Annotated in this window: 9 protein-coding genes; 2 read left to right on the top strand and 7 right to left on the bottom strand. The window is 53.3% G+C overall.

The features are described 5' to 3' along the window. Nucleotides 1-6: 6 nt before the first annotated feature. The 7 genes from F0P93_RS11040 to F0P93_RS11010 form a co-directional block, all read right to left on the bottom strand. Nucleotides 7-1,929 carry a polysaccharide biosynthesis protein gene (locus F0P93_RS11040; protein ID WP_150876391.1) on the bottom strand — a complete coding sequence of 641 codons (1,923 nt, stop codon included), beginning with the start codon at nt 1,927-1,929 and terminating at the stop codon, nt 7-9. Between the two features lie 124 nt (nt 1,930-2,053). Continuing rightward, nucleotides 2,054-3,127, bottom strand: coding sequence for a hypothetical protein (locus F0P93_RS11035; protein ID WP_150876390.1), 1,074 nt, complete (start codon nt 3,125-3,127; stop codon nt 2,054-2,056). A 66-nt stretch (nt 3,128-3,193) separates the two neighbouring features. Further along, the gene (locus tag F0P93_RS11030; RefSeq protein WP_150876389.1) at nt 3,194-6,724 is read right to left on the bottom strand and encodes a hypothetical protein; all 3,531 of its coding nucleotides are present in this window, start codon (nt 6,722-6,724) and stop codon (nt 3,194-3,196) included. 1,295 nt (nt 6,725-8,019) lie between these two features. Continuing rightward, nucleotides 8,020-9,396, bottom strand: a complete 1,377-nt coding sequence (gene mnmE, locus F0P93_RS11025; protein ID WP_150876388.1) for a tRNA uridine-5-carboxymethylaminomethyl(34) synthesis GTPase MnmE — start codon at nt 9,394-9,396, stop codon at nt 8,020-8,022. Nucleotides 9,397-9,487: 91 nt separating this feature from the next. Further along, nucleotides 9,488-10,489 (bottom strand): oxygenase MpaB family protein, encoded by a 1,002-nt coding sequence (locus F0P93_RS11020; RefSeq protein WP_150876387.1) that lies wholly within the window; start codon nt 10,487-10,489, stop codon nt 9,488-9,490. Between the two features lie 18 nt (nt 10,490-10,507). Next, the gene (locus F0P93_RS11015) at nt 10,508-10,990 is read right to left on the bottom strand and encodes a DUF8785 domain-containing protein (protein WP_150876386.1); all 483 of its coding nucleotides are present in this window, start codon (nt 10,988-10,990) and stop codon (nt 10,508-10,510) included. A gap of 69 nt (nt 10,991-11,059) precedes the next feature. Further along, nucleotides 11,060-12,301 carry an ABC transporter permease gene (locus F0P93_RS11010; RefSeq protein WP_150876385.1) on the bottom strand — a complete coding sequence of 414 codons (1,242 nt, stop codon included), beginning with the start codon at nt 12,299-12,301 and terminating at the stop codon, nt 11,060-11,062. Between the two features lie 131 nt (nt 12,302-12,432). On the opposite strand from F0P93_RS11010, the gene ggt reads away from it, so the two are divergent. Together ggt and F0P93_RS11000 are read left to right on the top strand one after the other, a co-directional pair. Next, complete coding sequence (ggt, locus tag F0P93_RS11005) at nt 12,433-14,232, top strand: gamma-glutamyltransferase (RefSeq protein ID WP_150876384.1); 1,800 nt, start codon at nt 12,433-12,435, stop codon at nt 14,230-14,232. 72 nt (nt 14,233-14,304) lie between these two features. Then, nucleotides 14,305-14,916, top strand: a complete 612-nt coding sequence (locus F0P93_RS11000) for a DUF6624 domain-containing protein (protein ID WP_150876383.1) — start codon at nt 14,305-14,307, stop codon at nt 14,914-14,916. The last annotated feature ends 46 nt before the right edge of the window (nt 14,917-14,962 follow it).

Below are 14,962 nucleotides of genomic sequence, written 5' to 3'. Positions count from 1 at the left end.
CCGGGTTCAGTAATCCAGGGCGGTAAAAACGGAGTTGTTACTGATGTACTCGGGAATCAAGCGTTTTAGGGTTCCCACCAACTGGTGATCGCTGCCATTGAGCATCAGGTGCCGCAGTTGGCCGAGCGTCGCTTTCATTTCGTCCGCGTCGGGAATGACCACCTGCGCAATCATAATTTTGGGATGATGGGTCGGCAGCGTGCTTTCGTTGTCATTGAGGAGTTCTTCAAACAGCTTTTCGCCCGGCCGCAGACCCGTGAAAACAATTTTAATGTCTTTGTCTACGGCATAACCGGACAGGTGAATCATCTTGCGGGCCAGCTCCACGATCTTGACCGGATCGCCCATGTCGAACACAAATACTTCCCCGCCTTTGCCCATGCCGCCCGCTTCGAGCACCAACTGGCAGGCTTCCGGAATGGTCATGAAATACCGGATGATGTCGGGATGGGTGACCGTAACGGGGCCGCCCGACTGAATCTGCTGTTGGAAAACCGTCACCACCGAACCGTTGGAGCCCAGTACATTCCCAAACCGGGTAGCAATAAACCGGGTGCGACGCAGGGCTTTGTCGGGGTGATTCAGGCTCTGAACGTACATTTCGGCCAGCCGCTTGGTGGCTCCCATGACGTTGGTGGGGTTGACGGCCTTGTCGGTCGAAATCATGACGAACGTGCGGACGCCAAATTTCAGCGACAGATCGGCCACGATTTGCGTACCCAGCACATTCACCCGCACGGCTTCGTACGGATGTTCTTCCATGAGCGGAACGTGCTTGTAGGCTGCCGCATGAAAGACAATCGTCGGGCGGGTTTCCCGGAAAATAAGCCGCATCCGAAACTCGTCGGAGATGTCCGCAATTTTCACGATCACGTTGACCTCACTCGCCATCGCCTGGTATTCCCGGCGCAGCTTGAACTCCAGGTCGAACAAGGCCGATTCCGCCTGATCGACCAGCACGACGGTGTGGGGGCGGTGGCGCAACACCTGCCGGATGAGTTCGGCACCAATTGAACCGGCGGCCCCCGTCACCATCACGACCTGATCGCTGAGTTGTTCGCGGATGGCTTTGTTTTCCAACTGGATAGGCGACCGGCCCAGCAGGTCTTCAATCCGGATGTCGCGGATCTGGAACGAGTTTAGTCGCCCGTCGATCCATTGTTCAACGGTGGGAATGGTTTTGACCGGGACATGGTATTGCAGGAAGAAATCGGTGATTTCTGTTTTTTTCTTCGGGCTGATCGCGCCCATCGCCAGCAAAATCTGCGGAGGAATCGTTTGTTTCCGAATATAGCGCTTGTAAGCTTCCTGCCGCGAAACGACCGGCAAGCCCTGAATGACTTTGCTGATTTTGTACGGATTGTCGTCGATGAAGGCCAGAACCGTATACCGTTGCGTGGGGTCCTGCGCCAGCGCATTGCGGGTGAGCAAACCGGTTTTGCCGGCTCCGTAGATCAGAATCGGCTGCAACGGCGTGCCCCGCGTAATCGACCGCAGGTGCCAGTAAAACGCTTTGACCAGAAACCGGCTCAGCGACAGGGCCACCAGAATGCAGCAGTAATCGATCATCAGAATCGATACCGGTACGTAGTATACGAGGTAACCGGCTTGCCAGCCGAAATAGGTTCCGAAGGCTGTAAGCGTGCTGCTGGCGGTAACCGCATACAACAGCAATACAATGTCTTCGAGGCTGGTGTGACGGATAATGCCCTGGTGGGAGCGAAACAGTACGAAAAATAGCGACCGGAGGCCGACTGTGAAACCCAGGCAGTACAGGAAGTAATCCGCATAAATGGCCGTAACGTCGAAATTAAACCGCAGCAAAAAGGCAATCGCGAACGAACCGATGGAGATACAAACATCGGCCAGCAGCACGAAATAGCTGGAGACAATGCGGTTTGAATGGATTTTTAAATAGTGCTCTATCATCACTTTATAAGCTAGGATGAGGGATTCGCTGCATAATTTGTTGGCAATACGGAGCCCGGTTCCGCGGTTTTCAGGACGGCGGTACCGAAAAAATCAGTGCTTTCAGATCTGTCAGTTCAGCCGGTTACTGAACTGCCACTTTTACGAACTTCGGCTGCACCAGCGACGGGTTCTGCAACGAAATCACGTACAGGCCGCTGTGTAGCGACACGCCCTGAAACTGCACGGTATTCCGGCCTTTCTCCAGCAAAACCGATTGTTTGCCGACGGTTCGGCCCATGTTGTCGACCAGAATCAGATTCGCTTCCCGGGAGAGGTTTTCGTCGCCATAATCGACATACGCTTTGATGGTGCCGTTGGTAACCGGATTGGTCGACAGTTTCAGTTCGATGCCCACGTAGCCTTCAAACGTCAGGGAGCGCAGGAAGCTGAATTCGTATTTACCGTCCGTATCCACCTGCCGCAAGCGGTAATAATGAACCACCGCCGGATCGGGATATTCCTGCGTGAAGCGGTAATTCTGGGTTTGATACGTTGTTCCGTGGCCTTTTACGGTGCCCAGCACCTCAAAATCGCGGGCATTGGTCGAATGCTGTACTTCGAAATACGCGTTGTTTTTCTCCGATGAGGTAGTCCATTCCAGCACCGCGTGTTTGTTGACGTCTTTGGCGTTGAAGGACGACAGGGTGACGGGCAGGGCCGAAGTGCCAACGGACGTCTCCCGGTTGCTGGTGTTGTTGTTCGTGATGTTTTCGGAGAGATCCGTCGGTTCCACCAGCGAAGCCGTGGACGTAATGGTCGTAGCCGCAACGGTTTGAACCGCTAGTACGTTGATCTCCAGAACAATGGGTGATCCCGCTTCCGTAATGGGAATGGTGTTGATCAAATATACGCTGGTCGTGCTGGTGTTACTGGGAACCACGGCAAAACCGGGAATGGACGAAGCCGACACGTAGTTGACATACTGATTGAGCGTTATTACAACCGACATTTGCCCCGCCGGAATCGGAGCGGGGTTGTTGTTGCCCACTGTCACCCGCACCACCCCGGGATGATTGGGGCCGGCAAAGGTTGACGTATTGTCATCGGAGATAACATCCGTTGGGGTAGCATAAACGTCAACCACCTGGGCCTGGCTCTGGTGCGAAAGCTGGATGACGGCCAGGAAGATGAACGCGATAAGTAGTTGCTTTTTCATGGAATTTGTGTTGGTTTCGTGGAAGAGATGAAAGTCTGGGGGGCCTGGCCCCCCAGACTGGTTGATTTAGAAGGTAATGTTGACGGCTGTAACCGCGGTATTGTTTTCGTTATTGACCTCACCGCCCGAGCCACTCTGGATGCGGGTATTGATCAGGCTGGCTCCCGAGTTGGCCCCTGCGGTCAGGGTCAGCGTCAGCCCGATGCTTTTCGCATTGGCGGCTAATCCCGCGATGGTAACACCCGGTTTTGATACCAATCTGAAGAAGCTTCCCGAATCAGTGAGCGTCCATTCATCACCCGCGGAGCCTGAGAAGGCAACCGTCATGTACTGAGTCGGTTTGGTCACCGTCACCGTAATCGTTCCGTTGGAAACCGAGTTGGCCGGAATGTTCCGTACGGTGATGGTCAGACTGCGCGACTGGCCAACGGCCGTAAAGCCCGCATTGGGCATCAAATTCGTCGGGGTCAAATCCACGTTCGGGTCGGTATAATCCGGGTTGTTATCCGTATCACCGTCGGGCAAAGTGGGGCTGTTGGCATCGCCATAGGCATTCGTTGCGCCATCAACCGATTGCGGAATACCGTCATTATCCGGCTCATCGGCATTGTCGATAATGCCATCTCCATTGGTATCTAATGTGGCCGGGTTGGCAATACCGCTTTCGTAGAGATCCTTGATGCCGTCATTATCACTGTCCAGATCCAGGTAGTTCGGGGTGCCATCATTGTCCGCATCGGGTGGGGTCAGACCGTTGCCTGCTGAAGCCGGAATGCCCGTTGAACCCGGTGCGCCGTCGGCAATGCCGTTGTTGTCGGCATCGGTGCCACCGCCTTCGATCACATCGTTGATGCCGTCGTTGTCCGAATCCAGGTCGATGTAATTCGGTTTGCCATCGCTGGTGCCGCCCGAGTTGGTGTCGCTGTTGGTGGGGTTTGTCCCATCTGCTCCACGTTCCACCGAATCCAGAATGCCGTCGTTATCACTGTCCAGATCGCGGTAGTTGGGATTGGCATCGCCGTCCGTGTTTGGCAGGGTCGGACTGTTGGCATCGCCGTAGCTACCGGTTGCCCCATCAACCGACGTTGGAACACCGTCGTTATCCGTTTCGGAGGCATTGTCGATAATACCGTCTTTGTTGGTATCGAGCGTACCCGGACTCGGAATGCCGCTCTCGTAGAGATCCGGTATTCCATCCCCATCGCTGTCAACGTCCTGGAAGTCTGGTTTGGCGTCGCCATCAGTATTGGGCGGAGTCAGACCGCTGCCTGCCGAAGCCGGAATGCCCGTTGCGCCCGGCGTGCCGTCGGCAATGCCATTGTTGTCGGCATCGGTGCCATTGCCTTCCACCACGTCGTTGATGCCGTCGTTATCAGCATCCAGGTCGATGTAATCCGGTCGTCCGTCGGGGTTGCTGCCGGTGTTGGTATCGCTGTTCGTCGGGTTGTTGCCGTCAGAGCCTTTTTCCGTCGTGTCCAGAATACCGTCATTGTCACTGTCCAGATCGAGGTAATCAGGCAGTGCATCGCCATCCGTGTTGCGGGGCGTATCGCCGTTGGGACCCGCTTCCACCGAGTCGGGAATGCCGTCGTTGTCGCTGTCGGGATCGCGGTAGTCGGGAACGTCCGTACCGTCCGTATTGGAGGGATTGTTGCCATCCGGACCTTTTTCAACGGAATCCGGGATGGTATCGTTGTCGCTGTCCAGGTCGTGGTAATCTTCAGAACCGTCGTTGTCGGTATCGCGTGGTGTTCCGGGCGTGGGATTTTCTACCGTGTCGGGAATGCCGTCGTTGTCGTCATCCGGATCGCAGGTGTCCGGAATGCCATCGCCGTCGAAATCGAGGAGGTCATTGCCGGTTCCGGTGCCGCAGACGTCGTTGCAATCGGGTATGCCGTCACCATCGGCATCTTCGATGACAAAGGCATCGTAAATCCGGTATTCCCCGAGCAAACCGACGACGCTGCCAATGTCGATCTGTACCATATCAAAGGCCACACTGGGCGTAAACCCTACGACGGATTGCTTGGAGCCACCGGAAAGAAGCGCGGCCCCCAGCAAATTGGCCGAGGTCGATGTCTCGACGGGGGTTGCATTGCCGTCTTTGTAAACCCGGATTGTAATGCCGTTGAGTAAGCCTAAATCGACCAGACCGGTTTCGGTGGAAATGTGAAATCCGACGAACGTTTTTCCCGCCGTAAAGTCCGTGCCATCATTCTTGACGGTGATTCGGGCACCGGCTCCAACCGAAATGCCGGTATTATAGGTCGCGTAATCACCCAGGGTCGTATTGGTAACCCGATCGGTGTTTGTCAAACTTGAACCCAGGGACAGTATTCCGTAGAGTTCTGTAAACGAATTGGTACATAAAATTCCGCAACTCGTGTTTTGCTGAATGGTACCGCTGTATTTACCGGTGCTGTTTGCATCCAACGCTTTTTCACAATTGGTACAGCTTGATGCTTCCACAAAAGCACCATACAGCCGGATAGGCCCAATGACGGTTGCCAGTGAGTTGACTTTGATTCGTACTTCGTTGAACGGCAATGTGGTTACAAACCCCAGTTTCTGTTTGGGAATGGTCGTGTTGACGCCCAGTAGTGACAAATTGAGCACATTGGTAGGGTCGCCCGGGGATTTGGCTTCCTGTAAGGTTCCAAATAAATAGGTCTCAATCGTAATGGTATTGAGCGCATTGGCGGACAGAAGCGCGTTGGCTGCTTCCTTGGAAATGACAAAACCGGCCCGTTGACCGCTGGCATATACTTTTTTGGTGTCGATGACGCCTACGGATGCCGTTGGAGCGGCTCCGGCCACGACGGAAAGAGTCGCGTAGTCGGCGTTATTCCCATTAACCAGGTTGGCCCGGTCGGTCAGCGAGCAGCCTACGCAGGTCACCGAACCGTAGTAGGTGGCATCGGTCCCCAATCCGCTGATGTAATCACCACAAACGGTGGTAGACACCGGCGACGAGCAGGTGGTTGGGAAGGCTACTGCGGCAAAAATTCGCAGATTGCTGAACACTTCGGCACTCAACAGGCTGGTATTCAGGCGAACTTCGTCAAATTCCTGATTCGTCGTGAATGTCGCATACATTTTCTCCGTACTTCCTAATACAGAGCCGGATACCAGCGAACTGATGGGCTGTGCCGCCGAAACGGGATTGCCGTTCAGGTAGGTTCGGATGGTCACGCTGCTCAGAACCGACACATCGACCAGCGCACTGCGCGACAGGATAAAACCGACTACATTACTTCCGGTATACGTGCCGCTGGTTCTTTTCACCGAAATCCCCTGCGCAATCTGAGCGGCAATGGTCGTATTGATAGTGGCAAACGTCTCGAGGCTGTTATCGGTTATTTTTTGCAATTCATTGTAGGTGCCCGTTCCCAGGCAAAGCGGGCCTGCGCAAACCGTTGCACTAATCACCCCGCCCACCTGCACCGCCGTACCTGATATGGGGGCATAGCACGACTGCGCATACGCGGGTAGTATACTGACCAGCATACTGATTCCGGCCAGCAAAACGGTCAGACGGTATCGCTGTCGGGAGAGCTGGTTTTTAATTCGCTCGGTTAAACAGTAATGTGGAGTCATAGCGAATTGGTTTTAAATGGATGGATTGTTGATTAAAATTTTGATCATAGGCACACACGCATCACTCACAGCTATTTTTTATAAAAAATTAGCTGTCCATTTCTGTAATTTAACGGGCATATTGTCCCTCAGCAGAAATTCATTTTTTTGAATTTCATGACGAGAAATTGCCGTAAGTACAGGTTACATAAAATCATTATTACCTGTCCCTGATGATTGATTGTAGAGGAAATCAATTCTGGTTATCGCATCGAAAACCAGACAAGAATAGCGCGTAAAGCCTGGAGGGGGCTCGCGTTTGTATTCTTGACAGCAGGATGATTGAAGCTTAAATGCGAGTTACAGAATTAAGCATGCGAAGGCAAAGGTCGCTTAATCCGGCCGTTTCCAACTCTGACATCTAAATGGGTAACTCTTTGTTTTTTGCAATCACAACAGCATTCGGAGGTAAATGCTGGCTTATTTGATTGTTAATTTGCCCACCCTGAAGAGAATGAAGCAAAAGAATAATCGGGAATACCTGGTTATGGAGGATTGGACCAGGCCTAGTTGCTCTTTTTTAAAAAAGCTTTTTTTTCATAGGATGCTTCACAATAAGGAAAGACAGAGAATTTGTATGCGCAACTTTAAACTGTTTTTTCATGAATGTCAAATTTTAAATACCGTTTTGTCTGTCTATTTATTATACGGTATATTGTAAAAAATTTAAATTAAATACATTCAAAATTTTGAATAAATAGACGGGTAAACACATTTAACGCATAGCAAAAATTTTGCCACCGCATCTACTAATAAAAAAATTTTTTGTCTGATAATTAATTTAAATATTTAATTTAAAAAGATAATCTCGTGCCTCACACAAGTAATCAGCGTATTTCTGAATATTACTTTTACCTTATTTTCCGAACCCCTTCGCGGATAAATTGTATTTTCTGGATTTAGCACTTTATGAATAGCTACGCTATGGGCTTATTCAACCCGGTAGTCTTGAATCTGTAGCCTAAAAGATAGCTTAACCCGGGCCTTTTCTTGGAAACCCGCCTGTAGTGGCAGATAGAATTATTTTGAGATCAAATTTGAGCTTTTTTACGATAGGCAACCTGACAATCAGATTGCGTACCGCTCGATTCAAAGTGCCGCCCCTGATTACGTCCCGGCCCTCACAAGGGAACCCGAGCCAAAAAAAAAGTTTTTTTCGGCTCGGGTCACAAAAAATGGCATAGGTTTATCAGGCCGGTTTTTAATTAAGAATACGGACGGGAAGGCGCTAACGTTTGGGGTGTACGTGAAAAGGATTACTTTCCAATACAGAACTTACTGAAAATCGTCGCCAGCAGGTCGTCCGTCGTAATCTCCCCCGTCAACTCGCCCAGGTGGTGCAGGGCGTCGCGGAGTTCGATGGCGATCCAGTCCTGGGTCGTTCCGGCATCCAGCCCGTCGAGGACGCGGATAAGGGCCGCGTCGGTTTGGGTCAGGTGTTCGTAATGGCGCAGATTCGTGACGACGGTGCTGCCGGGAATGGCGTTCGTTTTCACGAAACCCACCAGGCGTTGCGTCATCTGGTCCAGATTTTTGCCGGTATTGGCCTGAATTGGCACCAGTTCCGACCCGAATGAAGCCCGCCACTGATCGATTTCGGTATCCGCCAGCTTATCCATCTTGTTGGCAACGAGCAGATACGGCACCGTCCGGTTTTTCAACTCCGCTTCAATTTCGGCAATTTCGGCCAGCGTGGTTTCAGCCGCGTCGAATAGGTAGACGATGATGGCGGCTTTGTCCAGTTGCTGCCGGGTGCGTTCCACACCAATGGCCTCGATGGTGTCGGTGGCTTCGCGGAGTCCGGCGGTGTCGATGAGCCGGAAGCGAATGCCGTCGAGAAATAACTCATCCTCGATTACATCCCGCGTGGTGCCGGGAATGTCGGAAACGATGGCTTTTTCCTCGTTCAGCAGCGCATTCAGCAAGGTCGATTTGCCGGCATTGGGTTTGCCCGCAATCACCGTCGCCACGCCGTTTTTGATGGCATTTCCAACCGAAAACGAGTCAATCAGTGGCCGCAGCACGCGCTGAATGGCATACACGAGCTTCCGTAAGTCGTCGCGTTGGGCAAACTCCACATCCTCTTCGCCAAAATCCAGTTCGAGTTCAATCAGGGCCGCAAACTCGATCAATTGCTGGCGAAGTGCCTTGAGCTGTTTCGAAAAACCGCCCCGGAGTTGGGTCAGGGCGGCCCGGTGGGTGGCTTCGGAGTCGGCGGCAATGAGGTCGGCGACGGCTTCGGCCTGCACCAGATCAAACTGGCCGTTCAGAAAAGCCCGCTGCGTAAATTCCCCCGGCTGGGCCATCCGCACGCCTTCTTTCAGCAACAGCCGCAGAATTTGCCGGATCACATACTCCGAACCGTGGCAGGAAATTTCGACCACATCTTCCTTCGTAAACGAGGACGGGCTGCGGAAAATAGTCACCAGCACCTCGTCGATGATCGCGTTTTGCTGATCCCGAATGGTGCCGAAATGAACGGTATGGGAAGCTTGCTGGTTGAGGTCTTTGCCGCGAAAAATCCGGCTGGTCAGCGCAATGGCGTTGTCGCCCGATACCCGAATAACGGCAATGGCACCAATGCCCGGCGCCGTCGCCAGAGCCGCAATCGGTTCCTGTTGTAAAATAGTCATTTATAATCTCTGATAACCTCTGATGTTCTCTGATAATCTCTGATTAACAATGAGTTATTTCTCAGAGTTTACCAGAGGAAATCAGGGTTTATCAGAGACTGGAATTCAATAATTTGGGAAAAATGGGCAGCGATGTTGCCAGCCCGACCAGCCGTTTTTCCAGCGGCACCGCCGGAAGATTCAGCAAATCGGCCAGTTCGTCGCCGAGGAAGAAACGCATTTGGGCTGCCGGGAGGTTCCGCAGGGCGGGTGGTGCCAGGTTTTCGAGGGCCTGAAGCAGCGACCGTGTCAGGCCGGTTCCCTGCTCCGAAGGTCGAAACTGCCGCCGGGCAATGGTGCGTTCGAGGTGAAAGGCTTCGCGCAGATTCCGGGGTAACAGCTCGTCTGCAACGCCCAGCAGCGAACCGGCCACATTGATCTGGTGCAGGTAGGCGTCTTCTTCTTCAGGCGTCATCGGAATACCGGCTTTTCGCAGCCCCCGAATCACAATGTACGAAAACGCCAGATTGGTAGCCGCCATGTCTTCCTGGTTGATCGGATAACCCCAAACCAGATCCCATTGCCCGCCGTGCCGTGTAAACCAGCGGATCGACGCGTGCAGCAGGCGGATTTTCAGGGTTCGGCGAAGGGCCTTCCCACTCTCCCAGTCGCGGGGCTTCATGATTCCGAACACCCATTCGCCGGTTTCTTCCAGCCGCTTCCGGGTGTCGTTGTGAATTCGCTGCGAGAGCCAGAGCACCCGCGCGCCGTCGGCTCCGGCGTAGCAATAAGGCAGGGAATAACACCCCAGGGTCAAGCCTACGGCGACTTCGTTTTTTTTGAAAAACCGCATAGCCACGTCCATCTTCCGGCGGTCGGCCCAGTCGGGGAGGTGGGCCTGGGTCATCATAAAGGCCTGAACGACTGAGGGTTGTTCAAGGCCGTCCATGTCGGCGGTATTGCCGAGCCAGCGCATCAGCAAACCGACGCTTTCACGGCCCTGTTGGGCGGCCACCGAGGCAATAACGGCATCGGCCTCCGGATCCCCCTGTTGCCGATATTGGTCCAGGAGTTCGTCCGGAAAAATGCGTTGAAGACTGACGGTTTTTAGCATAGTTAGCAGATACCCACGTTACAGTGTATCCCTCCGTACGGTATCGATCGGTGCGGGCACCGCTTGGGGGGCAGGCGGTGTTGACGGAGCGGGTTGGTTCGGATACACCGGTTGGCCCGGTACGCCGTAGCGGTATTGCGGTGCCACAATCTCAACACCGGTCACAAAGTATTTGGTTTCGCCATTCCAGGGAAGTTTGACCAGTTTTTCTTCGTAATGCAGCGTCACGCGCTCACCGGTTTTCACGGCCTGGTTGATTTGCTGGGCCACGGAATCGTCTTTCACCGAGAAATCGAAGTACTGTGGCGTAAGCGAACCGGTTTCGCCCGAAAAACCGCCAACGTTCAAAACGCCTTCCCAGGTCTTGAAAACATAGCCCCGGCGGCTGTATTTGGAAATGGTACCGGCCCGTTCGCCGTCGCTGTAACTCCAGGCGGTCAGGTAATAAAATACGCCGAATATAAGCAGAAGAATGATCAGGGGAATCAGAATGCGTCTCATTGAATAATGCTTAGGTTTGGTATGTTAGTCATACAAATGAATGGGTTTTGGGTGGCAATTGCAATCCGGTTATTTGGATCGGATGGCAATGACGGGGTCCATCCGGGCGGCCACCAGGGCCGGCAAAATACCGGAAAGCGTACCAATGATGCTCGATACGCCCAACCCCAGCATGATGTTGGCCGGCGACAGGATAATCACCAGACTGCCCAGCTTCATAAATGACAACAAATAAACGAGCAAAATGCCGACGCTGCCGCCAATTAAACTTAAAAAAACGGCTTCAAACATGAATTGAAACAAAATAAAGTAGTTTTTAGCCCCCAGCGATTTCTGAATGCCGATCAGATTGGTGCGTTCTTTGACCGACACGAACATGATGTTGGCGATGCCGAACCCGCCTACCAGGATCGAAAAACTGCCAATGACCCACCCGGCCACCGTCAGAACGGCAAAAAGGCTGGAAATGGCTTTGGCGGCTGCATCGGGCCGGTTGAGCGAGAAGCTGTCTTCCTGCAACGGTTTCAACCCGCGCCGGGCGCGGAGCAGACCCCGGATTTCGCTTTCCAGTTCGAGCAGGCCTTCGTCCTGATCGAACCCTTTTACGGCAATGTCGATGCTGGGATTGATGGAATGGTACATCTTGGCAAACGCGCCAATCGGAATGATGCATTTGTTGTCGGGATTTCCGCCAAAGTTGACCAGACTTTCGCCTTTTCGTTCCTGAACGCCGATCACGACATACTTTAACCCATTCAGTTTGAATTCTTTGCCGACCGGATTCTGGCTCGGAAACAAGGTTTCGGCAACGTCGGCACCCACAATGGCCACGTTGCGGGCGGCATCGATTTCCTGCTGGGAAAAATACCGTCCCTGCTCAACCGGCACCTCCGAAATCTTGTTGTAATCCATCGTTGTTCCCTGAATCAGCGCCTGAATGCTGTTGTTGCCGTTTTTGACCGTCACCTGGCCTTTGAAATCCATCGCCACCACGGCCTGGGCGTTTTCCAGCCGGTCGGAGAGAAACCTGAATTCGTTGAGTGAGGGCTCCGGGCGTTGGAAATACTTCCACCACTGAAAATTACCGTCGAAAACCCAGGGCCATTTCTGAACGTACAGCACCTTGTCGCCAATGCCCGACAGGCTCTCCTTGATGTTCCGTTCGAGCGAGTCTACAATGGTGAAAACCGCAATGATGGCGAAGATGCCGATGGTCACGCCCAGCAGCGAGAGCGTGGTCCTGAGGAGGTTCGAGCGCAGGGCCTGCCACGCGAACCGGAAGCTTTCGTACGTCTGACGGATGAATTTCAAGGGATTGACGGTTTACAGGAGACTAAAGGTATCAGACCCGTCGGAATCTACCAAACGATTTGAAGGCGAAGGTCGTTTGGGCGGATGTTTGGTTAGTTTTTGTAGTTTAGTGGTTTACGAATTCCTGAATAATGAAAAAGAAAATTCTATCTATCAATAATACCATAATTCTGGCTTTGGTTGTTCTGGGTGCCTGCCGAACGGGTTCAAAGACACCGGGCGTTCGTCAGAGTTCCGGTGTATATCAATACGATAACGAAAAAAAAACAACCGCCCAGCGTAAATCCGGACCGTATTATTCGGACCGCCAAGCGGTTACCGGCAGGAACGGAATGGTCGCATCGGCACACCCGGTAGCCTCGCGGGTGGGTGTCGACATCCTGAAAGCAGGTGGCAATGCGGTCGACGCGGCCGTGGCGGTTCAGTTTGCGCTGGCGGTTGTTTATCCTGGAGCGGGCAACATTGGCGGGGGCGGTTTTATGGTTTTTCGGGACAAAGCCGGACAGGCTTACACGCTCGACTACCGCGAAAAAGGCCCCGAAAAAGCGCACAAGGACATGTACCTCGATTCGGCCCGGAACGTCATTCCCCGGCTTAGCATCACGGGCCATCTGGCCAGTGGAGTGCCGGGTTCGGTCGCGGGCATGGTGGAAGCGCACCGGCGGTTTGGCAAGCTGACCTGGGCGCAGGTGCTGCAACCCGCCATTGAGCTGGCCGAAAAGGGCGTGGTCCTGACCGAACGCGAAGCCCTGGGCCTGAACCGCACGAAAAAGTCGTTTTTGCAGGTGAACCCCGACAAACGGTATTTCATGAAAGCCGACACGACGGACTGGAAAACCGGTGAAGTACTGATTCAGAAAGACCTGGCACAAACGCTGCGACGGATTCAGCAGGAGGGGCGTGCTGGTTTTTATGAAGGCGAAACCGCCCGGCTGCTGGTGGCCGAAATGCAACGGGGGGGCGGCATCATCACGGAAAACGATCTGAAAAGTTACCAGGCCGTCTGGCGCGATCCGTTGGTAGGCACGTTCCGAAACTACAAAATCATTACCATGCCGCCGACCTCCAGCGGGGGCGTGGCATTGTTGCAATTGTTGCGATTGGTGGAGCCGTATCCGCTGCGTCGCTGGGGCTGGAACAGCGATTCGACGGTGCAGGTGATGATCGAAGCCGAGCGTCGGGTGTATGCCGACCGGGCCAAGTTTCTGGGCGATCCCGATTTTGTGAAAGTGCCGGTCAGTCAACTCGTTGATAAAGACTATTTGAAAACCCGCTGGTCTGATTTTACCTTTGCCAAAGCAATGGACAGCAAAAACGTGAAAGGCGGTGTGTTGCCGGGTTACGAAAGTCTGGAAACCACCCACTTTTCGGTGGTCGATCAGGAAGGCAATGCGGTTTCGATCACGACCACCCTCAACGGGGGCTACGGCAGCCGCGTGGTGGTGGGCGGTGCCGGTTTTCTGATGAACAACGAAATGGACGATTTCAGCGTGAAACCGGGCGTCCCCAACATGTTCGGCCTGATTGGCAATCAGGCCAATGCCATTGCGCCGGGCAAGCGGATGCTGTCGTCGATGACGCCGACGATTGTGGAACAGGACGGAAAATTGTACATGGTGGTAGGGACGCCGGGCGGCTCGACCATCATCACCTCGGTGTATCAAACAATCCTGAATGTGCTGGAACACGGCATGACAATGCAGCAGTCGGTGAACGCCCTGAAGTTTCACCACCAGTGGTTGCCTGATAATACCCTTTTTGAAAATGGCGCTTTTTCGGAGGAAACGATTCAGAAACTTCAGGCGCGGGGGTATAAACTCGAACAACTGACCAATTCACTGGGTCGCATGGATTGCATTTTGCTTCGGCCCGACGGCACCCTCGAAGGCGCTTCGGACCCGCGGGCGGATAATACGTCGGTGGGGTATTAAAAAAATTAAACCTTGTGAGCCGAAAAGCGGTTTTTACCAAATCACCCGTTAGTAAGCGACTGATTAACAATTATGAAAACGAAATTCCTTTCTCTCATTCTTTTGTGCCTGATCACTACCAGTTTGTGGGCACAAGCTACCAAAAATGCCGCAGCGATGGCCGACGTTCGCAAGCGGCTGACGCAGATTTACGAAAAAGACCAGAAAGAGCGCGCGGCCTATGACGCCATTGAACGGCAATACGGCTGGGGCGCGAAAGAATCGCAGGATGCCCGGCAGAAAATCAAGGACATGGACAAAGAACACCTGACCGAAGTGGAAAAAATCATCGCGCAGGTGGGCGGCTATCCCGGCAAGAGCGTGGTGGGCCAACCGCTGGATCAGGTCGCGTTTCTAATCATCCAGCACAGCGTTGACCGGGCGGTTCACGAAAAATATTTGCCGATGGTTACGGAGGCTGCGCAGAAGAATGAACTGGACAAAGCCGGGGTGGCTTTTCTGACCGACCAGGTGAAGGTTCAAAAGAAAGAAAAACAAGTGTACGGCACCCAGATTCACATCAACAACCAGGGGCAGAAAGATGTCTATCCCATTGAAGATGAAGCCAATGTCGACCAGCGCCGGAAGCAGATGGAGCTGGAACCGATGGCGGCTTACCTGGCTCGGATGGGCGTAAAAAAGTAATCCTTCCGGGTGTGAAAGCCCGTTGAGAAAGTTCCCTGCGTGAAGG

Source organism: Larkinella humicola (genome assembly GCF_008727875.1).
GTDB lineage: Bacteria > Bacteroidota > Bacteroidia > Cytophagales > Spirosomataceae > Larkinella > Larkinella humicola.
Note: the sequence above shows the minus strand (reverse complement) of the source record. Positions and strands in the feature narration are given on the sequence as shown.